Genomic DNA, 24,125 nt, shown 5'->3' on the forward strand with positions numbered 1-24,125 from the left:
GATAGATTCCCTTTTTCTGATATTGAATATCGAAAGAAGTAGTAAGAAGATAATAGATAACCATTCAAATTATCAGTCAAGAAATTATCCAGATTAAGTAGAAAATTCTGAAAGAAAAAACTTAATCCAGCAACCAGTTAAAAAAATTTGTGCATGAAAAATTATCTTCTAATTTGACTTGATAATCCGCACTATAAAATATTTCTATTTCCGTCTGATTTCGCTTAGTTTTACTTTCCTATCTTCTTTTAGTGACAAAGTGCAAGCATCGGCCGTCGCAATAGAAGATCTTGCTGCCTTACCATTCAACAAGTTTTCAAATTCTTTGTCTGGGGCTTCGCCATTCATAATATTATGGAAATAAAGCATTTCTTTTTTCATAATACTGTGCAACCACATCGGCGGTGTTTTGCCTGGTTGACCGTATTGAATAGCACCATCCATGTCTGTTCCACGATAGATGGCTGTTCTATTGTCATCTTCTTCTTGAGTTTCGTGGACTAGAAATTTCTCTTCCCCCTCTTCAGTTTTTAATGTCATAGCCACATTATTCATGTCTATCTTTATTGCCCCTAAAGTTCCTTGAATTAATAAATAATGTTCTGTCCATCGAAAAGCTGACCCGTATTCAAGAATCGCGAATTTATTATCTTCAAATTCTAGGTTAATAAATAGCATATCATCCTCATCACCAAATTCTTCTCCTTGGTGTGCCACATTTCCACCAGTCATTGTTGCAGTCAATGGATCTCCTAAGATGAATTGAATACAATCTAGTTCATGAATGTGGTGGTATAAATGTCCACCTGATTTACTGCGTATTTTCTTCCAAATAACTTCTTTTTGAGGTTCTTCCCAACCATTTCTAGCTGAATGACAATACAAAACTTCCCCGATTTTACCTTCTTCAATTAGTTTTTTAGCTGTTCTAACACCATTAAAGAAATTCATAACGTGTCCCGCCATAAAAATTAGTCCTTTATCATCACAAACTCTTACCATTTCATCACAGTCTTCAAAAGAAAGGGCAATTGGCTTTTCACAAAATACATGAACATCGTGTTCAGCAGCTTTTAGGACAGCTTCCTTATGCAGATAATTTGGTGATGCTACAATTACAGCATCCACATCTTCTCGACTAAATAATGTATCTAAATCTGTTTCAAAATCACAATCTAATTCTTTAGCAATTATTTCTGCATTATTTGGATCATAAACTGCTACAATTTCTGCTCCTTGATTTTGCTTCATAATTCTTGCGAGTTCTGCACCAAAATACCCTACTCCTACAACCGCATAACCTGTTTTACTCATTTCAACTCTCCCTGATTTAATTTATTTTGTGGCGCCTTCTGCTAAACCACTACTTATTTTATTTTGGATAAACACAAAGAATATTACCGATGGCAAGACGACTAAGCTTGATGCTGCCATCATTTGACCCCAATCTAATATTTCTTGATTTTCTAAAGCTCTTAAAGCCACCGCAATGGTCATTTTTTCTGTACTATTAATCAAAATTAATGAATATAAAAATTCATTCCAAGCATTTATAAACGTGTAGATAGCTGTTGCTACAATTCCGGGTGCCACGATTGGTAAAACTACTTGAATAAATACTTGTAGTTTATTGGCACCGTCAATTCTAGCTGCTTCCTCAATTCCTAACGGGACTGTTTCGAAAAAACCGACCAAAAGCCAAACAGCATAAGGAACACTAAATGATAAATAGACAATAATTAAACCTATCCTAGTATTGACTAAACCCAATGCTCCGATAATGACAGAGTAAGGAATAGCTAACAAAATTGGCGGGAACATATAAGTGGTAATTAATAATCTGGTTAAAGCTTTTCCAACTCTTGGGAAAAATCTAACCACTCCATAAGCTGCTAAAGCTGAAATCGTTACAGCTACAAAAGTTGTAGCTAGTGCAATCACCAGACTATTAACAATATAGTTCCCAAAATTCAATTCAGATAATACATAGCGAAAATTATCAAACGTCCATTGTTTAGGTAAAATGTTGGTAGGATACTGATTGATTTCTCCCGGTCCTTTAAAAGCTGATAAAATAATCCAAAGTAAAGGAAAAACTGCGACAATTGAGGCTAAAATTAATGTTAAATATTTAATAATCGTTCTGACGGACAATTTTTTCCTCATTACACATTCTCCTTTTCCTTTTTATCTGAATAGTAAAAATAAATTGAACAAACTATTAATAAGAAGATCAGCATGATAATAGTAATAGCAGATGATTTTCCTAATAGTTTAAGACCCCACCCCATTTTGTAAGCATAAATAGGTAAAGTCATTGTAACATTAGCTGGACCACCACCAGTTAATAAGTAAACCATATCAAAGTTTGTGAAAACCCAGATAGTTCTTAAAATAACTAGCAAACCTACCACCTTACTAATGTGTGGGATTGTCACACTAACAAAAGTTTGCCAAGTACTAGCACCATCCATTTTTGCCGCTTCATATTGTTCCTCTGGAATGGTTTGAAGGGCAGACAAAATGTTCACCATAATCATCGGTGTTCCAAACCATAGATTGACGAATAGTATCGTTGGAAAAACCAAAGTGCCCGAACTAAGGAATTGCGGTAAAGTGTCGGTCAATCCCAAATTAACTAACATAGTTGGAATAAAACCATAGACTCCGTTCAATAAAAACTTCCAAATAACCGCAATTACCACAACAGGAAACGCCCAAGGGACGATAAGCAGTACACGGAACATTTTTTTTCCTATTTTGATACTATTCAGCAACATTGCTAATATAAATCCTAAGATAACTTGTCCTCCGATAGATGCCACAGTCCATTTTATTGACATGAAAAATGCTTTATAGAATTGTTCATCAGCAAGTATCTTCTTATAGTTTTGCAGCCCTACAAATGTGCTTACTGGTCTCGTTAAATGTTTAGAGGTAAAGCTGTAAACAACACTTGAGAGAACTGGATACAAAAGTAAAGAAACAATAACTAAAATCGCTGGTAGTATAAATAACCAAGAAGTATAATTTATCTTTTTAATTCTTTTTATCACTCATTCCCCTCCTACTCCATCATCAATGAATGACGACTATTGTTCCACACTACTGAATATTTCGTTTAACTCCTCTTCTGCTGCCTTAGCTGCTTTTTCAACTTGTACATCATTAGTTATAATATCTTGGAACATACTCTCAATAATACCTTGAGAAACTAATAAACCTGCTTGAACACTAGGACCATGTTCATATCCAATAGCTGTTCCCTTTGCCACCGCATCACTAATAACTTTTTCTGCGTGAGAGAATTGTTTAACTATTTTATTTTCTTTATACGCCGGTTCTTCACTAATATCATTCAATGAAGGCAACATACCTACTGGTGTAGCAGAAAGGAACTCAATATAACGATCTTTTTCAAATAAGTATTCTATAAACGCTTTACAAACTTCTGGATGCTCTGAATTTTCCCACACAACCATAGGAATATTTGCAGTTTCAATCCCCAATTCCTCATCATCTTTATTTACTTTTGGAATAGGAGCAGCATCAATATATTCAAGCAAATCTGGCGAGTTAGCCTCTACTCCAGCGATTTGGAAACCGCTATTAAAGTCAAAAGCTGTTTTTCCTTGGTAATAGAGAGTAGCTTGGTCCAGTACATTATAAGAAATGGAATCTTTAGGTGAAGCCTTTTCATAAATATCAACCCAGAACTTAATTCCTTCAATCGCTGCATCACTAGTTATATTTGCCTTTAAATCATCAGTTAATAAACTTTCTCCGTGACTTCTAACATAATAATTCAAGTATCTAGTTCCTAAGAAGTCATTAGAACCTGTTGGGAAAGATGCACCGTAGACGCCATCTTTCGTTAAAATCTCTGCTGCCTTTGCAAATTCATCCCATGTTTCTGGTATTTCCAAATTATTCTCTTCTAATAAATCTTTTCGAATCCACATCACTTGAGCATGAGAATACAAAGGAATTGAATAATCATTACCATCTACGTGCCCTTCACCGATTGACATCTCAGAAAAGCGATTACGACCAATACTGTCAATCAAATCATTCAAAGGCACGACTGCTCCTGAATCAATCATTTCCACCACATGATTCGGTAAGGCCGTACTCATATCAGGTACATTATTAGAAGCTAAACCTGTAGTCCATTTTTGATAAAAGTCATCCCACGAGAATGATTCAATTTTAATTTTTACACCAGGATGTTCTTTTTCAAAATCTTCTGCAGATTTTTGAATTGATTCCATCCGAGGTCCTTGAGTAAATGAATGCCAAAACGTGATTTCGCCATTTAATTCACCGTCAACAGTTGCCTCATCCTTTTTATCTTTTCCACCACAAGCACTAATTAAAAATATCGACGCTAATAAAGCAAAGCCCCAGACTAACATTTTCTTTTTAAATAATTTTCTCATGAACTTCTTCCTTTCATTTTTAAATTCCTTCAATTTTACCCACAAATTTAGTTATTTCTTTCGTGTCATCACTTATCTTCCCCCCCACTTTATGAGCCTCACTAGGGTAACAAATTAAAAAATCGCCTGGTTTCAATATTACTTCTACTTGAGCATTTCCACTTAAAAACATAATATCTTTACTAGTATCATAGGATTCTAATTCATCTAAAACAGCTGCATCTGCCAAATCTATTTTTTCTTCACCAGATAAAATATAATGCACATCAATAAATTTTTTGTGATTTTCAAATACTCTTTTTTCTTCGGATTTAGCTGTAAAAACTATTTTGTTAATTGTCATTTTTTGCCTTGAAATTAGCTCACTTTGCCCACTATAATCCTTCATCGTTTTTAACATCAGATAGATTTCTTCCATCTCCTGATATCTTTGAATATTTTTTACATTATCAATAATCATTTGCCCGACTCCTTAGACCAAAGATGCCTTTGCAGCTTCAATCATGTCATAACATTCTTTAATGGTACTAAAATCTTGTTCCTCAACATTTGGTAAAGGTTCGCGAACACCTCCAATATTCACTCCTTGCAACTCTAATACTTTTTTGATAACTGCATAAATGTTACCTTTGCATGAAGTAAGTTTAGCAATAATTAAATTGACTTGATTCTGAATGGCTAACGCTTGAGCCATCTCATTATTTTTTATGTGCTGATCCATGGCAATGAAAAGCTCGGGCATTACACCATAGGTTCCACCAATTCCTCCTTCTGCGCCCATTACTCTACCACCAACAAACTGCTCATCTGGCCCGTTAAAAACAATGGAAGGCTTCTCACTAAAAATTTTAAAATTATTGATATCCTGCACAGGCATGGAAGAATTTTTAACGCCTATCACTTGCTTGTTTGCCATCATTTCTTGGAATAACTTAACTGAAAGCGAATAACCAGTAGTCTGAGGAATATTATAAATAATAAAATCCAATTCAGTAGCTTCTAGAATGCTTGTCCAGTAAGCTTTAATCGCATGTTCTTGTAAGACAAAATAAATCGGCGGAATTGCAGCTAAAGCATCAACACCTAATTTTTCAGCATGTTCAGCCAGTTCAATACTATCACGAGTTGAACTGGCAGCTACGTGGGCGATGATCAGCATTTCATCTCCAATAGCTTCAACCACTGTTTCCAAAACTAGTTTTCTCTCGGCAACATTTTGATAAATACATTCACCACTACTCCCACCTACATAAAGTCCCTTGATTCCTTTATTTAAAAAATATTTTGCTAGCTTTCTGATTCTCTCTGTTGAGATATTACCCTCATCATCGTAACAAGCATAAAATGCAGGTATAACTGTTTTATATTTATCTAATTTTGACATCCAAATATCTCCCTTTTATATGTTTTATAACTTACTTCACGAAAATTTAGTCTATATTTTGTAGCTTTTTGAAATGGAACAACGCACCCAGCAAGTTGGCGGTCTTATTATTTTCTGCAAAAACAATCGTACTATTATTGAAAAAAGTATCCTCTATATTTGCGGCAACTTTAGTCAACAACTTTTCATACAAGTAGTCTTTCTGATTTATGATTCCTCCAGCAACGATTATCTTTTCTGGAGATAATAAGTACATAATATTGATAATCGCGACACTTAAGTTTTCAAGAAGGTAATCAATTTCTTCTATACTTACTTCATCTCCTGTTTTTGCTGCTTCAAAAATTTCTTTACCATTTAAGTTAACCTTTTTTTTCTGACCGACTCGTTCAATCAGACTGGTCGCGGAAGCAATATCTTGAATGTTTTCATTCGAAACCTTCATATATCCTATTTCACCAGCTGAGTAGTTTTTACCATGGTAGATTGAACCGCCTAACATTATTGCTCCACCAATCCCCGTACCAATCGTCAGACAAACTAATGAATTACTGCCTTTTCCACTTCCTTTCCAATACTCTCCCAATGCTGTACAATTTACATCATTTTCTACTTCACATGGTAAATTGAAAATAGTTTCAATTGTTTTTTTTATTTGTGTCCCTTTGTATTCTGGAATAGTATAACCAGAATAAATTACTTCACCCTTTTCAGAATCAATAACTCCTGAACTTGCTACACAAATTCCTTTAATCGAATAACTTTTGATTGTTTCGGACACAATCCCTAGCAAGATGTCCAAAACTGATTTCTCTCCATTTTTTGAAGATACAGAATCTAGTTTAGATAAAAGAACTCCAGATTGATCAAATAGTCCATATTGAATACTCATCCCTCCAACATCTAGACAAAGATAAACATTATTTCCTGTCACTTTTGTTCCCCTTTCCCATTTTATTAATTTCAGAAACGAATGTTAAAGTAATTTGTTGTGGTCGAGTGATTGCTCCTCCAATAACAACACAATGACAACCTAATTCAAGAACTTTCCTGGCTTTTAACGGGGTGTCAATTTTCCCTTCAGCAATAACTGGCAAATTGGTTGCTTTCAATACTTCTTTTAAAAATATAAAATCATCATCAGCAATATTTTCATGTTGAGTCTCATCTGTATAACCATATAAAGTAGTACCAATAATTTCAAAACCTATCTCCTCGGCCTTTTTTACGTCGGCAATTGAGCTTGTGTCTGCCATTAATAAAGTATTAGGATATTCCGCCTTGATAGTTGTAACTATATCCTTTAATTTTTCTTCGTTGGGTCTTTTGCGCAAGGTGGCATCCATTGCAACTATTTCTACACCTGTTGCACAAATTTCTCGAACCTCAGCCAAAGTTGGTGTAATAAAAACAGGTGAATCTGGATAAACTTTTTTTAAAATTCCGATAATAGGAACTGATACTGTTTCTTGAATCGCTTTAATATCCTTAACAGAATTAGCCCGTATACCAACAGCCCCAGATTGAACGGCTGCCAATGCCATACGTGACATAATAAAGGAACTGTGTAAAGGCTCCTCTTCCAATGCTTGACAAGAAACAATTAAGTTGTCTTTTAAATGTTTTAAAGTTTTATTTTCCATCTTTTGCTCCTAACCTTTTATAATCCACTAGTGGTAACGCTCGCATTTTTAGTATACACCAAGAAATCTATTTTTGCAATACATTTATTATGAAAACCATTTTCTTGTTCGTGGTTTAAATTTAACTCTTAAAATAGCTAAGTTAGAAAACTATTTTCTAGTTGCTTAAATATTGATAATCATTTAGAATTTATTACATATCGTCTTTCAACCTTAATCAAGAAAGGAGAGTTATCATGACCATCATTGAAGAAATTCAAGATAGCTTCCCGATTTTTTCCGAGAAAGAAAAACAAATTGCTACATACCTATTACAAAATAATAACGAAATCAAAAACATTAATATTTCTGATTTAGCTAAATTAACAAATACTTCTCCTGCAACCATTACTCGTTTCGCCAAAAAAATTGGTTGTAAAAGTTTTGTTGAATTAAAGATTCATTTAAATGCTTCAATGATTGAAATTCCTAAAGATGACCACAATCAAAAAGCCGATCAAATTTATGATTTTTACTCAAAAGTAATTAAAAATACGCAACGCATGACTAAAATAGACCAAATAAAAAAAGTTGTCACTTTGATTGAAAAAGCTGATCGAGTCTTGGTTTTCGGTGCAGGAAGTTCAGGTTTAACTGCTACTGAATTAACTTATCGTTTATTACGAATGGGATTAAATGCTTCAGCAATCACTGATCCTCACTTTATGATTATCAGCAGTTCTATTGCAACAAAAAAAGATTTAGTCATTGGTATTTCAACAACAGGAGAAACTACAGAAGTTCTAAATGCCATGAAACTAGCTAAAAAAGCTCACGCTAAAATAGTTAGTTTAACTAGTTTTTCGAAAAGCTCTATTTCTCAATTAAGTAACGTCAGTTTAGTCTCTTATAGCAGCAAATTCATAGACAATAAACGCTTTATTAATTCTCAATTTGCGACACTTTATATCATTGATATCATTACCACTCTATTACTTGAAAAAGACGAATATCGCCATAATATGGAGCATACTATTGATGTAATTACAAAATCATTAGAAGATGAATAATTTAAAAATAAAGATAAGCTTCATCTTCATAGAGGGAGTATGTCAAATGTTTGGAAATCTTGAAAACGTCATTTTATTTATTTGCATTCATATTTTTGTATTCTTCTCCTGTAAAACACAAACCAAGGGGAAATACTTCATTACGGGCATGAGTGCGTTTTATTTAGAATAAGTCAAAAGTTCGTTTCTTCACACTGAAATTGTGACGGATTGGTTTTATATTATCCAGCAAATCATCCGAACGCCTAATTACTTGAGAATTCGAACCACGACTCGTTATCATAAAATAGATTCTGTATAATAAAAACGGCTCAAACATTATTCGAAGCTAATTTTAAAGGATTATTATCAACTGTATAGTTCAACATATCGCTATAATTGCTACTTCCGATACCCAATGTCCCAAAAAGCAATCGTTGACAATCTGAGTAGCTATGATGAACTTTAGAGATTGCATACACTACCTGCCAATTACGTTTATAACACTATGAACGTAAAAATAGCCAATCATTTTTAAATTTCATTCAGTCCTTAGACAGACGACGCCAAAATGGTCTCAGGATAAATTCGTCTTCTTGAACAAATACAAACAAGGTATCAACAATACCTTTGAAACGGACTATATTTGAAACGGACTATAATAGTACCTCGGAAGGCTTAAACAACAAAATTAAAGTAATGAAGCGCGTCGTCTATGACTACAGATGTTTTCTCAACTTGTGCGTTATAATTTATCTTATTCAGGGACTAATTTTGTAAGATCAGTCAAAGATAAAAAAGAGCTCTATAATTTATTGAACTGATGAATCAATTTAATCTACACGAACGCTATTTGACGGAGAACCTAGATTAATAAAAACCAATAACTAAAAGCAGGCGAATCGTGTAACAGATTCGCCTGCTTTTTATTGATTTTGCTGATTTATATTTACTGTTACAATGAACCCTTAATCGCCTTATCCCCAATATCAATACGATAAAATGTCCCGTCCGTATCGACAATTGACAAAGCATCATAGACTTTTTTCTGTGCTTCCTTCAAATCATTACCTGTTGCCGCAACTAGATAGACTCTTCCGCCATCAGTCACCAGATTTCCGGAATCTTCTGCTACTCCTGCATAGGAAACCGTCACAGTATCAGTGAATTCAGGAATAGGAGCCCCTTTTAAATATTCTCCCGGATAACCTTCTGCTGCAACTACTACACCTAAACAAGACAACTCATGATCCCAAGTCACCACAGGATTTTTCCCATTCAATAAATCATCGAAAATCTGAGCCAAATCACTTGTCAGTCTCGGTAAAATCACCTGTGTTTCCGGATCACCAAATCTTGCGTTAAATTCAATCGTCTTCGGCCCTTCATCTGTTGCAATGAGACCGGCATATAAGATGCCGTTAAACAAAGTACCATTCTCAACCATTCCCTTAGCAGCAGGCTGAAGTATTTCATCAATTGCTGTTTGCACCATCCACTCAGGAATTTGCGGAACTGGAGAATAAGCTCCCATACCGCCAGTATTTGGTCCTTTATCCCCGTCAAAAGCTGCCTTATGGTCTTGGGCGACAACCATGGGGTAAACTTCTTCTCCCCGAACAAAAGCCAGCAGTGAAAATTCTTGGCCTTCAAGAAACTCTTCAATAACCACACGAGTTCCACTCTCGCCAAATCTTTGGTCGACCATCATCTCTTTCAAAGCTTCCAAAGCTTCAAATTCTGTTTCTGCAACCACGACACCTTTTCCGGCAGCTAATCCATCTGCTTTGATGACAATAGGCGCCCCCATTTTTTCAATATACTCTTTGGCTTCCTCGTAAACTGTAAAAACTTGATAATCTGCAGTTGGAATATTATTTTGTTGCATAATTTTTTTAGCAAATTCTTTTGAACCTTCGATCATCGCAGCATTTCTTCTGGGACCATAGATTTTCAGTCCAGCCTTCTCGAAATCATCTACAATGCCGTTTAATAAAGGAACCTCTGGGCCAACAAAAGTCCAATCAATTTGATGCTTTTTAGCAAATTCTATTAATGCTTCATGGTCATCTTCTGCTATGTCAACTGGTTCGATACCATCTTTTATCATCCCAATGTTGCCTTTTGCACAATAAACATTGGTTACCTTTGGACTAGATAGCAGCTTTGTTGCGATTGCATGTTCCCGACCTCCGCTGCCTATCACCAATAATTTCATTTAAGTACGCTCCCTTTGATAATATTAAAAACAGAAAGCTTTGCTTTAAGTTAAAGTGACTTTCATTAATGTCTAAAATGACGAACGTCAGTAAAGACCATAGCCACGCCATATTTATTTGCCATATCGATGGAGTCTTGGTCCTTAATGCTTCCTCCAGGCTGGACGATCGCTTTAATTCCATGTTGTGCAGCATATTCCACACTGTCATTCATTGGGAAATACGCATCGCTTGCCAAAACTGCATTAGTACTCTTCTCTCCTGCTTGTTCAATAGCAATTTTAACGGAGCCTACACGATTCATTTGTCCGGCGCCAATACCCAGAGTCTGCTTGTCATTTGCCACAACGATAGCATTGGATTTGACGTGTTTAACAGCTTTCCACGCAAAAGATAATGCCGATAGTTCTTCTTCTGTAGGTTGTCTGTCTGTGACTACTTTCCACTCCTGCTCATTTTCTTCGATGATGTCTTGATCTTGGACTAATAGACCGCCAAGGACAGAAACAACTTCTCTTTTTGGCGTTTCAGATTTTTTAGAAAAATCAAGAGTCAATAAACGAATGTTTTTCTTTCTTGATAAAATTTCTAAAGCTTTTTCTGAAAAACTTGGCGCAATGATAATTTCTAGGAAAATCTGACTCATATCTTCTGCCGTTTCCTCATCTACTTCACGATTCAGCACAATGATGCCGCCAAAAATAGAGACTGGATCTGCCTCATATGCCGAGCGATAGGCGTCATAAATTGTTTGTCCAGTACCAATACCGCATGGGTTCATATGTTTTAAAACAACCACCGTTGGTTTTTCAAATTCCCGTGCAATTTTAATTGCCGCGTCCCCGTCTTTGATATTATTATAGGATAATTCTTTTCCGTGTAGCTGTTCTGCTTGCGCAATAGAATACTTTCCAGGTAATAATTCTTTGTAAAATTCTGCTTTTTGATGACTGTTTTCCCCATAACGCAGTGTTTGTTTCAACTCAAAGCTTAATGTCAATTTCTCCGGTAATGATTCTCCGGCTGCGCTAGTCAAATACTCTGCAATCAATGCATCATAACTGGCAGTATGGCGAAAAACTTTCGCTGCTAATTTCTTTCGTGTCGCTAATGTCGTGTCGTTAGTTTCACGCAATTCTGCTAGGACGAGCGAGTAATCTTCTGGGTCAACCACGACGGTCACAGATGCAAAGTTTTTTGCAGCCGAACGCAACATACTAGGACCGCCGATATCAATATTTTCGATGGCCTGATTTTCTGTCACATTCTTTTGGGAAATAGTGTCTTTAAAAGGATATAAGTTAACACAAACAAAGTCTATCGGTGAAATGTCATGTGCTTTCATTGCGTCCATATGAGTGTCTAAATCTCGTCTGCCAAGAAGTCCACCATGAATTTTAGGATGCAGAGTTTTCACACGGCCATCCATCATCTCTGGAAATCCAGTCACTTCATCCACGCTGATTGTAGACACACCAGCTTCATCTAATGTCTGCTTTGTTCCTCCGGTAGAAATGATTTCTATGCCGCAAGCCTGCAATTCTTTCGCAAATTCTACGATCCCTTTTTTATCTGAAACACTGATCAATGCTCGTCTTGTCATGATAGATTACGATTCTCCTTTATTTTAAAGTCTAAGTTCCCTTTGCCAATAATTTGTTGAAGCACTTTCGGATAAAGTTCATGTTCTTTTTTATGAATCCGTTCTTCCAAGCTTTCCAATGTGTCATCCGAATGGACTGAAACTTTCCCTTGCGCAATAATCGGACCGGTATCAACACCGGCATCCACAAAATGAATCGTCACACCTGTTTGAGAGACACCAGCTTCAAAAGCATCTTTTATCCCGTGTAAGCCCGGGAATGCCGGCAACAAAGATGGATGAATATTGATGATCCTATTTGGATAAGCCTTCAGCAATTTTTTGCCAATGATACGCATATATCCCGCAAGAACAATCCAATCCACTTGATTTTCCTGCAACACGTCCAAAACTGCCTGCTCATAAGCCTGTCTTGAGTCGAACTCTTTCGGACTAAAGGCTGCTGTCGGAATCTGATACTTCTTGGCTCGATTTAAAACATAGGATTCCCTTTGATCGGAAAAAAGCAAAACAACTTCCATCTCCAGTTCTTTTGCCGCAACAGCCTGCATAATGGCTTCAAAATTACTGCCATTACCAGATGCGAATATTGCAACTTTCATGTTGTTGGTCTCCTTAATTAATATATAACTCCAGTTTAGAGATACAATGCAGCAATAAAATAACAACTTAACCTTTTAAACCTTTATGGTCAAACATTTCTTTTAGCTATTTTTGAAAGTGATTGCTTCTTCCTCTTTCGAAACTACTTTACCAATCAGATAATTTGGCTCATTTGATTCCGCTAAAATCTTCTGAACATTGGCAACATTTTCTTCAGAAACAGCTAATACCATGCCGATACCCATATTAAAAATTTCATACATTTCCAACGCGGGAATGTCCCCATACTTCTGTAAAACATTGAAAATCGGCAATTCAGGCCATGTACCTAAGGTGACTTCAGCCGCTAGTGACTCATCTGGCAGCATTCGCGGGATATTTTCTACAAAGCCTCCCCCAGTAATATGAGCCACACCATTCACTAAGCCTTTTTTTGCAAGTGGTAAAAGAGCATTCACATAAATTCTCGTTGGCGTCAGCAATTCTTCCGCAAGAGTTTTTCCATCAAGTTCAGCCAAAGTATCTTCAAGAGAAAACGAATGATCTTTGAAGAAAATTTTCCGTACTAAAGAATAGCCATTTGAGTGAATACCTGTTGAAGGCAAACCAATCAAGACATCTCCTTCAGCTATTTTTTCTCCTGTGATCAACTGGTCTTTTTCTGCAATACCAACAGCAAAGCCTGCTAAGTCATAGTCTTCCTCACCGTACATTCCTGGCATCTCAGCGGTCTCTCCCCCAATCAACGCTGCGCCAGACTGGACACATCCTTCTGCTACCCCTGCGACTACCTGCTCGATTTGAGCAGGATCATTCTTACCAGTGGCAAGATAGTCCAGAAAATAAAGAGGTTCCGCTCCTTGCGCAACAATATCATTGACACACATAGCTACACAATCAATCCCAATCGTGTCATGCTTGTCTGCTTGAATCGCAAGGAGAAGTTTCGTGCCGACACCGTCTGTTCCGGAGACAAGCACAGGGTGTTTATAATTCAACTCACCAAGGTCAAAACAACCTCCGAACCCTCCGATTTCTCCCATGACTCCCAAGCGTTCTGTTCGCTTAATATGCTTTTTGATTCTTTTCACTACTTCATAGCCAGCTTCTACATCCACACCAGCTTTTGAATAGGCATTTCCCAATTGGACTCTCTCCCTTTCTTCACTATCTCATACACCTTATTTCCGAACGTATAGCAATTCTAAACTTTTTTTGGTTGATGATTTGTCCCTAGTTAATAAGGATAAGTAATCCTAATCATTCGTGACTATTCATCTAAAAAGAAGGTCGTCTCCTCCAGTGATTTAAGGTAACTTTCTTCATAATCGTATAGCTTTGTTGGATAATCACCGTTGAAATGAGCCATACACAAACCTGAATAAGGGGCATCAAAATCTAAGCCAATGCCGTCAATCAGCCCTTGCTCACTTAAATAATACAAGGAGTCTGCTCCAATCCATTCGCGTATTTCTTCCACTGTATGGTTAGCCGCAATCAATTCGTTGCGTGTTTGGATATCAATACCATAAAAACTAGGATATTTTAAAGGCGGAGAAGCGATTCTTACATGGACTTCTTTCGCCCCAGCTTCTTTTAACAACTGAACAATCCTTTTACTGGTAGTTCCGCGAACGATTGAATCGTCCACCATGATCACTTTTTTACCTTCCACAACTCCCCGAACAGCTGATAATTTCATTCTTACACCCTGTTCTCTTAATTCCTGAGTTGGTTGAATAAATGTTCTTGCCACATATTGATTTTTCACTAAGCCCATCTCATAAGGAATGCCAGAAGTTTCTGCATAGCCGCTGGCGGCCGATAGAGAAGAATTAGGAACACCGATGACCATATCTGCCTCAACAGGCGCTTCTTTGGCCAAGTTACTCCCAGTTTTCTTTCGTGCCGAGTGAACATTGATGCCAGCGATATTGGAATCGGGACGGGCAAAATAGACATACTCCATAGAACAAATAGCATATTGGACATCATCCGTATATCGTTCAATGCGATAGCCGTTATCATCAATAATCACGATTTCTCCCGGCTTTACATCGCAAATAAACTTGGCCCCGCTCACTTCAAGGGCACAAGTTTCAGAAGCTACCACATAGGCTCCGTTCGTCATTTGTCCAATAGTTAGAGGACGGAAACCGTTTGGGTCTAAAGCAGCCACCATCTGAGTTTCATTCATCAACAAATAAGCAAAGGCACCTTTGACTACATTCAAAGCCTCTTTCAACTTCTCGATGAACGTTTCCTTGGTGCTCTTGCGTATGAGATGCATTAAGATTTCCGTATCCGATGTGGAATGAAAAATAGTCCCATCTTCTTCTAACATCCTGCGTAATGATTTGGCGTTAGTCAAGTTGCCGTTATGTGCAAGTGCCACTTGCCCATCGTGAAACTCAAACAAAAAAGGCTGGATATTATTCAATGTATTTTTACTTGAAGTTGAATACCTTACATGACCTATGGCGCTTGAACCAGCCAGCATCTCCATGTATGTTTCATCTTGGAAAACTTCTGCTAAAAGCCCATGGCCCCGATGACGTCGAAGAGTCCCGTCTTCGTTGGCAACGATTCCGGCTCCTTCCTGTCCGCGATGCTGTAAACTATGCAACCCAAAGTAAGTGACACGGGCGGCATCTGGGTGTCCCCAGATACCGAAAATCCCGCACTCTTCATTTAAACTTTTTACTTCATAAGACATGGAATGGCTTCCCCCCAAAGTTTCTTAGCTTCCGCAGTTGCCAAATCGATTTCACCATTCTCTGCTGTTATTGATAATTTCCCTTGTTCATTAACTTCACCAATCAATGTTCCGTGGTTGTTGATTAAACTTTCAAATGCCTGCTGATTTTCTTTCTTTACAGAAATTACGAAACGTGACTGTGTTTCAGAAAACAGATTTTCCACCGGCATTGAAACTTTTACCGCAATGCCTAGTTCATTACCAAAAGCAGATTCAGCTAAAGCAACCCCAAGGCCTCCTTCTGAACAGTCATGAGCACTCTCTACGAGACCACTTTGAATAGCTTCTAACACCAAATCTTGGTTTGTTTTTTCTGTTTGTAAATCAAAGGACATTAATTTCCCTTCAATGCGGCCCAACTGTAATTTTTGCAATTCAGACCCGTTAAAGTCTGCAGATGTCTCGCCTATTACATAAATCAAATCTCCTGCTGACTTGAAATCTTGTGTTGTCACATGTTCTAAGTCTTCTATCAGACCGACCATCCCGATTGTTGGTGTAGGATAGATTGCTTTGCCGTCTGTTTCATTATATAAGGACACGTTACCTGAAATAACAGGTGTACCTAACTCACGGCAAGCCGCAGAAATTCCGTCAGCTGATGTCCAAAGTTCCCAATAGCCTTCTGGTTTGTCTGGGGAACCATAGTTAAGACAGTCTGTGATTGCCAAAGGCTGTCCGCCACTGGCAACAATATTTCTGGCAGCTTCTGCCACAACGATTTGTCCGCCAACCTCAGGATCCAAATACAAATAGCGTGCATTACAATCTATCGTCATCGCCAGCGCCTTATTTGTGCCCCGTACCCGCAAAACAGCTGCGTCACTTCCGGGACCGACTACTGTATTCGTCAACACTTGGGAATCATAAGTTTCAAAAATAGCTCTCTTTGATGCAATCGTAGGTTGTTGAAGCAAGTCTTTTAAAACTTCCGTAGCATCTGGTACTTTTGGAACAAAGTCTGCCATTTCATTAAACTCTTTGATTCTTGCAGGTTCTTCTTTTTCAGGCTGATAAACAGGAGCCTCTTCAGCCAAAGCATCCACAGGAACATTAGCCACTTCGTTTCCTTGATGATATAGACGATACATGCCGTCATCGGTTACTTCACCGATAGTGACTGCATCAAGTTCGTACTCATGGAATAATTCTTTCACCTGATCTTCAGAACCTTTTTTCACACAAATCAGCATCCGCTCTTGAGACTCTGACAACATCATTTCATAAGGAGTCATATCGGCTTCACGCTGCGGCACATCGTCAAGATAAAGAACTAAACCAGACCCCGCTTTTGAAGCCATTTCAGAACTGGAAGAAACTAATCCGGCAGCTCCCATATCCTGAATTCCCACTAAGATATCCGAGTGATCAAGAATCAGTTCTAAACAAGCTTCTAACAAAAGTTTTTCCATAAATGGATCGCCCACTTGGACAGCTGAACGCTGCTGTTCGCCGCCTTCAACAAATTCTTCCGAGGCAAATGTCGCACCGTGGATACCGTCACGACCGGTTTTTGCTCCTACATACATAATAGAGTTTCCGATACCTTTGGCTTGGCCTTTTTGGATATCCTTGTGCTCCATCAATCCCACACACATCGCATTAACGAGCGGGTTGCCTTCATAGCAAGGATCAAAACCAATTTCACCGCCGACTGTCGGAACACCGATACAGTTTCCATAACCGCCAATGCCTGCGACTACTTGTTCCAGCAAAAATTTAGTTCTTGGCGTATTCAATTCGCCAAATCTCAAAGAATCCAGCATGGCAATTGGACGTGCACCCATACTGAAAATATCGCGGATGATTCCTCCCACCCCAGTGGCTGCCCCTTCATAAGGTTCTACCGCAGAAGGGTGATTGTGACTTTCAGCTTTAAAAACTACTGCCTGATTGTCACCGATATCGATGATTCCAGCACCTTCTCCTGGCCCCTGAAGAACTTGAGGACCTGATGTTGGAAATTTTTTCAACACTGTTTTAGAATTTTTATAGGAACAATGTTCACTCCACATCACTGAAAACAACCCAGTCTCAGTGTAGTTTGGCATTCTTCCTAAGATATCCTCTTCTACCATTCGATATTCTTCGTCAGTCATGCCCCAGTCAACATAAATACGTTTTTCTTTAATTTCTAAAGGAGTTGGCTCCATGAATTTTCCCATTTAAACTGTCACCTTTCCGAAATTTTTTATCATTGATTGGAAGAATTTTTTTCCGTCTTCCGAGCCTAACAATTTTTCTACTGCCCGTTCAGGATGGGGCATCATTCCCAAAACATTTCCTTGTTTGTTCACGATCCCTGCAATATTCTCCAAGCTGCCATTTACTTCTTCCTCATAAGTAAATACGATTTGATTATTAGCTTTCAATTCAGCCAGAGTCTCATCATCACAATAATAGTTGCCTTCACCATGAGCGATTGGCAAATGGATGACTTCATCTTTTTCATATTCAGAAGTAAACTTTGTGTCATTATTCACTACTTTTAACGGCACTGGCCGGCAAATGAATTGCAACGAGCTGTTTTTTAGTAACGTTCCCGGCAGCAGACCAGCCTCTGTCAATATCTGAAATCCATTACAAGTGCCAAAAACCGGCAACCCTTCTTCCGCAAAACGAACAACTTCTTTCATGATATTAGAAAATCGGGCAATCGCCCCGCAACGCAAATAATCCCCGTAGGAAAATCCCCCAGGGAGCAACACACCATCAAAGCCTGCCAAGCTGGTTTCATTATGAGAAACATATTCAGCCTCTACGCCCATGATGTCCTTCACTGCCCATAATAAATCCATATCGCAATTTGATCCCGGGAATACAATGACTGCAAATTTCATCTTAAACCTCCTCGATTTCGTAACGGTATGTTTCCATATTCACGTTAGCCAATAACTTATCACAAACTTCTTCAATCATTTCTTCTACAGGTCTCTCTGATTTTGCTACTTTTATTTCAAAATATTTACCGATTCTGACTTCTTCAATTTCAACAAAGCCTAGTTTGTGAACAGCTCCCTTTACTGCTTCCCCTTGAGGATCTAGAACTGAATCTTTGTACGTTACATAAACTTTCACGAAATACATGTTGAGCGCTCCTTTATTTGTTTTTATTTTTTTAAACGGGTTAATACTTCTTGATAGACAGGGACCAATTCTCCCAAATCTCTTCTATAAACATCTTTATCTAAGTGAGCTTTAGTTTCTTTATCCCATAAACGGCAAGTATCTGGAGAAATTTCATCCGCCAAAAGAATTTTTCCTTCTTTGGTGCGACCAAATTCCAATTTATAATCTACTAGTTGAATTCCAACATCATCAAACAGCTTTGATAAAACCTGATTGACTCTTAGTGCAAGTTTTTTAATCTCTGCAATGTCAGTATCATCAGCAAGACCCAATACTTTTATGTGGTCTTCATTGATAAACGGATCATCCAGCTGATCTTCTTTGTAATAAAACTCTACGATTGGAAAGGCTAATTCAGTGCCTTCTTCTACTGACAGCCGCTTGGAAAAACTCCCGGCTGCAATATTACGGACAACTACTTCTAAGGGAACAATCTTAACACTCTTCACAGATTGTTCGGTTTCTGACAACTTTTCAATAAAATGGCTTTCGATTCCTTCGTCCTTCAACTTTTGAAAAAGCAAACTGGTGATTTGATTATTTAATGCGCCTTTACCTACGACAATATCTTTTCTCAAACCATTTAAAGCTGTTGCCTGATCCAAATATTCTACCCAAAGAACATCTTCGTCATCTGTTTTGAAGAGCTTTTTAGCTTTTCCTTCATAAAGAAGTCCAGCTTTTTTCATTAATAAACACTCCTTTTTATTTTTACAACAAATTGTTATCAGAATGACTAACTTGCCATCATTGTAACAAAGCAAAAAATATTGGTCAATAATATTCTTTACATTTAACATGAACGTAAAGATAATGTTCGTGTTTTGCTTAAACAAAAAAATACTCGAAAGATTTTTCGAGTATTAAGACAAACCAACCCTTTCAAAGATTGCGTCTACTTGTGTCATATGGTGGTGGTAATCAAAGGCATCATCTAAATCGGATTCACTCAATACTGAAGTGATTGTTTCATCAGATTCCAATAGCGGACGGAAATCCGTTTGATGGTCCCAGGCGTAAGCCGTTTTTGGCTGCACTAAATCATAAGCTTCTTCACGGGTCATGCCGGTGTCAATCAGTTTCAACATAACCCTCTGACTATATATCAAACCAAAGGTAGCTTGCATGTTGCGTTTCATATTTTCTGGATAGACAGTCAAATCTTTTACGATTTTGCTGAATCGGTGAATCATATAATCTACCAAAATCAAAGTATCAGGGAGAATAATTCTCTCAGCAGAAGAATGGGATATATCCCTTTCATGCCACAGTGCCACATTTTCATAAGCGGTCACCATGTGCCCTCTGACAACTCTTGCCAGACCGCACATGTTTTCTGAACCAATAGGATTTCTCTTATGAGGCATGGCTGAAGAACCTTTCTGACCTTTTGAAAAGAATTCTTCCACTTCTCGTTGTTCAGATTTTTGCAATCCTCTGATTTCAGTGGCAAATCGTTCAATACTAGTGGCAATCAATGAAAGTGAAGCCATATATTCTGCATGTAAATCCCGAGGCAGCACTTGGGTTGAAATTTCTTGGGCACGGATACCTAAATTCTCGCAAACATAGGCTTCAACAAAAGGCGGAATATTCGCAAAGGTCCCCACAGCACCTGATATTTTCCCAGCCTCTACGCCAGCGGAAGCGTGCTTGAATCTTTCAATATTACGTTTCATTTCCGAATACCAAGTAGCTAATTTCAAACCAAAGGTAGTTGGTTCTGCGTGCACTCCGTGAGTACGCCCCATCATAATAGTAAATTTATGTTCAATCGCTTTGTTGCCAATAACAGACAAAAATTGTTCCAAGCCTTCTAGTAGGATTGTATTGGCTTGTTTTAATTGAAAACCGTAAGCAGTATCCACTACATCCGTACTTGTCAAACCATAGTGGACCCACTTGCTTTCATCTCCCAAGCTTTCCGAAACTGCACGTGTGAACGCCACAACATCATGTCGTGTCGTTTCCTCAATTTCCAAAATTCTGGCAATATCAAAAGCTGCCCTCTCACGAATCTTTTTCACATCTTCTTTTGGTATTTCCCCTAATTCAGCCCAAGCTTCTGCAGCCAAAATTTCAACTTCCAGCCAAGAATTATATCTGTTTTCTTCTGTCCAAATTGCACCCATCTCAGGGCGAGTATAGCGTGGTATCATTTTATTCTCCCTTGTCTATCCCATATTTTTGTTGCTTTGATTTCTCTTAAAGTATGTGCTGTATCGTCGGTTAAAATTGTGATATGTCCCATTTTTCTACCAACTTTGGCTTCTTTTTTTCCATAGTAATGGAAGTGCCAATCAGCTTTTTCCGGAATTATTTTGTAAGTAGCATCCAAATGTTCTCCTAAAATATTGACCATCACCGCTGATGATAACAATCTCGGAGAACTCAGCGGATACCCGCACACACCGCGAATATGCAAATCAAATTGACTCATCGAGCAGGATTCAATACTGTGGTGACCGGAGTTGTGAGGACGGGGAGCCAATTCATTTACGTAAATTTCTCCCTCCTCCGTTAAGAACATCTCAACAGCCAAAATGCCGGCTAAATTTAAAGCCCTGGCAATTTTCAATGCAATTTTCTGACTTTTCTCAGCAATCTCAGATTGAATGTCAGCGGGAACGATTGTTTCATGTAAAATATTGTTCCGATGGATATTTTCCCCCACAGTCAAAGTAACATAATCATTTTGACCATTGCCGCAAACTAAAACTGAAATTTCTTTCTCAAAATCCAACCACGCTTCTAGCACGCATGGACTTGAAGCAATCATTTTACGACAATCTTCCAGCTGGCTTTTTTCACGCAACACTTGTTGGCCTTTTCCGTCATAGCCGCCGCTTGCTGTTTTCAACACACATGGAAAGCCAATTTTTACAACTCCATCAACCAAATCTTCAAAATTATTTACTTCCACAAAAGGAGCAATCAACACTTGCGCTTCAGACAAAAAATTCTTTTCCCTTACTCTATTTTGTGTAATAGATAAAAGTTGTGTCCCTTGGGGAAGCAAAACATCATCTTTCACTTGTTCCAAAGCTGAGACATCAACATTTTCAAATTCGTAGGTCAATACATCGCAATTATCAGCTAATTCCTTTAAAGCTTTCTTATCATCATAATCAGCTTGGATGTGCCAGTCGGACACCTGAGCCGCCGGGCAATTTTCAGCAGGATCAAGCACCCCTACCACATAACCCATTTCTTTAGCGCTCATCGCCATCATCTGACCGAGTTGACCGCCGCCGACTATGCCGATGACTGATTCTGGAAAAATCACTTTAGTCAAGTTGTTCACTACTTTCTAGTACGATTTCGGCTAAACTTTCTCTTCTATCTTTAATTTTATCGCTTAGTTTTTGATTATTGATACCCAATATTTGGGCGGCTAGCAGACCCGCATTTGTTGCGCCTGCTTTACCGATCGCAGTAGTAGCAACAGGAACTCCTCCCGGCATCTGAACGATTGACAATAAAGAATCCAAACCATTTAACGCTCTTGATTGAACCGGAACCCCAATCACTGGCAATATGGTTTTTGATGCTACCATTCCAGGTAAATGGGCTGCTCCGCCAGCACCGGCAATAATCACTTTCAAACCTTTTTCTTGTGCTTTTTCTGCATATTCAAACATTAAATCCGGCGTACGGTGAGCAGAGACAACTTTTTTTTCATAAGGAATAGCTAATTCATCAAGAATATCGCAGGCAAACTTCATCGTTTCCCAGTCAGAAATGCTTCCCATAATAACTCCAACTAACGGTTTCATAATCTTCTCCTTTCGTACTTTCAGTTTTATTTTAACAACCTATATTTCTAATGTCAAAACAATTCCGAATGTTTTACTTTATTATTAGTTTATAATTCGTGTTGTAGTGAATTAAAAGAGAAAATAAAGTATAAAACTACAGCAACCGGCAAAAAACAAAAAACAACCAGAATTTTTCCGATTGTTTATCAATACTTAAATAGCTGCATACATTTCCTTGATTTTCTCCACGGAACGCCGCCAACTAAGTTGTTCATCTTCAGTCAATGTCAAATCAAACGTTTTTTTGATTCCTGAAGCGCCTATCAGTGCCGGCTGACCAATGTATAGCTTCTCTGATTCGGAATAAGCTGAAACTGGAATAACCACATCTGCATCTGTCAGTATCGCTTTTGTAATTTTAGCCGCTTGATTAGCTATTCCGTAACACGTATATATCTTGCCCAAGAAAATTCTCGAACCCGCAGCACTTGCCTCTTTCTCAAGATATTCGATTTTTTCAGCCGAAAGACCGTTTGCGACTTGCTGTTCTGCAATTCTTACTGTTGACCATGCGATAAACTGTGTTTCTCCATGTTCCCATAAAACATACCCCTTCACACTGTTTGGGTGTACGCCAAAGCCCTCTCCCACGGCTTGTTTCATTCTCGCTGTGTCCAAAGAAGTACCTGTCCCGAAAATTTTATTTTTTGGCAGGCCGGTTAATTCCTGTAAATAACGAACGATTACATCACAAGGATTTGTAACAGAAAGAAGGATACCGTTAAAACCTGATGCCTTGATTTTAGGTGCCCATTCTTCTACTACTTTTTTTGTGAAAGATAACTCTTCAAAGCGGTCAGCTCCTCCCGCCAGCAATTCTATTTTACCGGCAGAAAAAATAAACACATCACAACTAGCTAGTTGCGACAAGTCATTTCCTTTAATTCTGACAGTTGATTCGTTACCTATTTGACCTTGAATTAAATCATTGATTTCTGCCTCAACGATTTTTTCATTTTTATCAAACAGGACAAGTTCATCCGCTATCTGCTTTTGAATCAAAGTATAGGCCGTTGTGCTGCCGACATGCCCCACACCAATGATTCCAACTTTTTTTCCCATGGCTTACATCCTTTTCTATTTAATCATAATTTTCTTCCTAAATTGCAATATTAAGTTAGCCACTAAGGTAAAAATATCTAAATATCAGTGTTATCCTATAAAAAAGTCTTGTTAACATTTTTTTATTTTTTGAACTTCTTCTATAAATAGCGTTACTGGCTGTTTATAGTTTAAAATTTTACGAGGCAAATGATTGATGTTTTCTGTGGCTGATTGAATAAATTGCCTTGAGTATTGGTAGATGGGAGTTCTTTTGGAACAAATTGTCTAAATAATCCATTATGCCGTTCGTTTGTCCCTCTTTCCCAAGATGAGTATGGATGAGCAAAATAAATATCTTATAGGTGCTTTAAAGTATCGTCCAAAGAACTAAACTCACTGCCCTTATCAGCAGTAATAGATTTAAAGATTTGAGTGAATAAAGCTTGCCCAAATTTCT

Annotated in this window: 22 protein-coding genes and 1 pseudogene; 1 reads left to right on the forward strand and 22 read right to left on the reverse strand. The window is 37.9% G+C overall.

The genetic code is table 11. The annotated features are described in order from the left end of the window. Positions 1-204: 204 nt before the first annotated feature. Genes CBF29_RS09965 through CBF29_RS10000 form a run of 8 tightly spaced genes read right to left on the reverse strand, consistent with a single transcriptional unit; the run spans position 205 to position 7,466 of the window. Complete coding sequence (locus tag CBF29_RS09965) at positions 205-1,314, reverse strand: Gfo/Idh/MocA family protein (RefSeq protein ID WP_126809573.1); 1,110 nt, start codon at positions 1,312-1,314, stop codon at positions 205-207. A 21-nt stretch (positions 1,315-1,335) separates the two neighbouring features. Next, positions 1,336-2,166 (reverse strand): carbohydrate ABC transporter permease, encoded by an 831-nt coding sequence (locus CBF29_RS09970; RefSeq protein WP_126809574.1) that lies wholly within the window; start codon positions 2,164-2,166, stop codon positions 1,336-1,338. Next, positions 2,166-3,053, reverse strand: a complete 888-nt coding sequence (locus tag CBF29_RS09975; protein ID WP_126809598.1) for a carbohydrate ABC transporter permease — start codon at positions 3,051-3,053, stop codon at positions 2,166-2,168. Before CBF29_RS09975 ends, CBF29_RS09970 begins: the two co-directional genes overlap by 1 nt. Before the next feature lie 39 nt (positions 3,054-3,092). Continuing rightward, entirely contained in the window at positions 3,093-4,439 is a 1,347-nt protein-coding gene (locus CBF29_RS09980) for an ABC transporter substrate-binding protein (protein WP_126809575.1), read from the reverse strand. 19 nt (positions 4,440-4,458) lie between these two features. Beyond that, complete coding sequence (locus tag CBF29_RS09985; protein ID WP_126809576.1) at positions 4,459-4,899, reverse strand: NanQ anomerase/TabA/YiaL family protein; 441 nt, start codon at positions 4,897-4,899, stop codon at positions 4,459-4,461. Positions 4,900-4,911: 12 nt separating this feature from the next. Continuing rightward, entirely contained in the window at positions 4,912-5,823 is a 912-nt protein-coding gene (locus CBF29_RS09990) for a dihydrodipicolinate synthase family protein (protein WP_126809577.1), read from the reverse strand. 46 nt (positions 5,824-5,869) lie between these two features. Then, on the reverse strand, positions 5,870-6,757 hold the full coding sequence (locus CBF29_RS09995) for an ROK family protein (protein WP_211334274.1): 888 nt from the start codon (positions 6,755-6,757) through the stop codon (positions 5,870-5,872). Then, positions 6,744-7,466 (reverse strand): N-acetylmannosamine-6-phosphate 2-epimerase, encoded by a 723-nt coding sequence (locus CBF29_RS10000; protein WP_126809578.1) that lies wholly within the window; start codon positions 7,464-7,466, stop codon positions 6,744-6,746. The genes CBF29_RS09995 and CBF29_RS10000 overlap by 14 nt, the downstream gene beginning before the upstream one ends. Before the next feature lie 236 nt (positions 7,467-7,702). Between CBF29_RS10000 and CBF29_RS10005 the strand changes: the two genes are divergently transcribed. Further along, complete coding sequence (locus CBF29_RS10005) at positions 7,703-8,515, forward strand: MurR/RpiR family transcriptional regulator (protein WP_126809579.1); 813 nt, start codon at positions 7,703-7,705, stop codon at positions 8,513-8,515. 934 nt (positions 8,516-9,449) lie between these two features. Here CBF29_RS10005 and purD read toward each other — a convergent pair. From purD to CBF29_RS14290, 14 genes and pseudogenes are all read right to left on the reverse strand, one after another. Beyond that, on the reverse strand, positions 9,450-10,712 hold the full coding sequence (purD, locus tag CBF29_RS10010) for a phosphoribosylamine--glycine ligase (RefSeq protein ID WP_126809580.1): 1,263 nt from the start codon (positions 10,710-10,712) through the stop codon (positions 9,450-9,452). Positions 10,713-10,777: 65 nt separating this feature from the next. Beyond that, positions 10,778-12,316 (reverse strand): bifunctional phosphoribosylaminoimidazolecarboxamide formyltransferase/IMP cyclohydrolase, encoded by a 1,539-nt coding sequence (gene purH / locus CBF29_RS10015; protein ID WP_126809581.1) that lies wholly within the window; start codon positions 12,314-12,316, stop codon positions 10,778-10,780. Beyond that, positions 12,313-12,918 carry a phosphoribosylglycinamide formyltransferase gene (gene purN / locus CBF29_RS10020; RefSeq protein ID WP_126809582.1) on the reverse strand — a complete coding sequence of 202 codons (606 nt, stop codon included), beginning with the start codon at positions 12,916-12,918 and terminating at the stop codon, positions 12,313-12,315. The genes purH and purN overlap by 4 nt, the downstream gene beginning before the upstream one ends. A 102-nt stretch (positions 12,919-13,020) precedes the next feature. Beyond that, positions 13,021-14,064: a phosphoribosylformylglycinamidine cyclo-ligase gene (gene purM, locus CBF29_RS10025; protein ID WP_126809583.1), complete on the reverse strand. Its 1,044-nt coding sequence runs from the start codon at positions 14,062-14,064 to the stop codon at positions 13,021-13,023. A gap of 125 nt (positions 14,065-14,189) precedes the next feature. Then, on the reverse strand, positions 14,190-15,635 hold the full coding sequence (gene purF / locus CBF29_RS10030; protein WP_126809584.1) for an amidophosphoribosyltransferase: 1,446 nt from the start codon (positions 15,633-15,635) through the stop codon (positions 14,190-14,192). Continuing rightward, entirely contained in the window at positions 15,620-17,842 is a 2,223-nt protein-coding gene (gene purL, locus CBF29_RS10035; RefSeq protein WP_126809585.1) for a phosphoribosylformylglycinamidine synthase subunit PurL, read from the reverse strand. The genes purF and purL overlap by 16 nt, the downstream gene beginning before the upstream one ends. Further along, positions 17,843-18,517: a phosphoribosylformylglycinamidine synthase subunit PurQ gene (purQ, locus tag CBF29_RS10040; RefSeq protein WP_126809586.1), complete on the reverse strand. Its 675-nt coding sequence runs from the start codon at positions 18,515-18,517 to the stop codon at positions 17,843-17,845. It abuts the gene before it with no gap. Position 18,518: 1 nt separating this feature from the next. Then, on the reverse strand, positions 18,519-18,764 hold the full coding sequence (gene purS / locus CBF29_RS10045) for a phosphoribosylformylglycinamidine synthase subunit PurS (protein WP_126809587.1): 246 nt from the start codon (positions 18,762-18,764) through the stop codon (positions 18,519-18,521). 23 nt (positions 18,765-18,787) lie between these two features. Continuing rightward, complete coding sequence (purC, locus tag CBF29_RS10050; RefSeq protein WP_126809588.1) at positions 18,788-19,495, reverse strand: phosphoribosylaminoimidazolesuccinocarboxamide synthase; 708 nt, start codon at positions 19,493-19,495, stop codon at positions 18,788-18,790. 174 nt (positions 19,496-19,669) lie between these two features. After that, positions 19,670-20,965 (reverse strand): adenylosuccinate lyase, encoded by a 1,296-nt coding sequence (gene purB / locus CBF29_RS10055; RefSeq protein ID WP_126809589.1) that lies wholly within the window; start codon positions 20,963-20,965, stop codon positions 19,670-19,672. Beyond that, positions 20,962-22,101 (reverse strand): 5-(carboxyamino)imidazole ribonucleotide synthase, encoded by a 1,140-nt coding sequence (gene purK, locus CBF29_RS10060; protein WP_211334275.1) that lies wholly within the window; start codon positions 22,099-22,101, stop codon positions 20,962-20,964. Before purK ends, purB begins: the two co-directional genes overlap by 4 nt. Continuing rightward, positions 22,094-22,582 (reverse strand): 5-(carboxyamino)imidazole ribonucleotide mutase, encoded by a 489-nt coding sequence (purE, locus tag CBF29_RS10065; protein ID WP_126809591.1) that lies wholly within the window; start codon positions 22,580-22,582, stop codon positions 22,094-22,096. The genes purK and purE overlap by 8 nt, the downstream gene beginning before the upstream one ends. 195 nt (positions 22,583-22,777) lie before the next feature. Continuing rightward, the gene (locus CBF29_RS10070) at positions 22,778-23,686 is read right to left on the reverse strand and encodes a lactate/malate family dehydrogenase (protein WP_126809592.1); all 909 of its coding nucleotides are present in this window, start codon (positions 23,684-23,686) and stop codon (positions 22,778-22,780) included. A 111-nt stretch (positions 23,687-23,797) separates the two neighbouring features. After that, positions 23,798-24,125, reverse strand: a pseudogene (locus CBF29_RS14290) (IS30 family transposase); the annotation flags it as partial.

It is taken from the genome of Vagococcus elongatus (genome assembly GCF_003987645.1).
GTDB lineage: Bacteria > Bacillota > Bacilli > Lactobacillales > Vagococcaceae > Vagococcus_A > Vagococcus_A elongatus.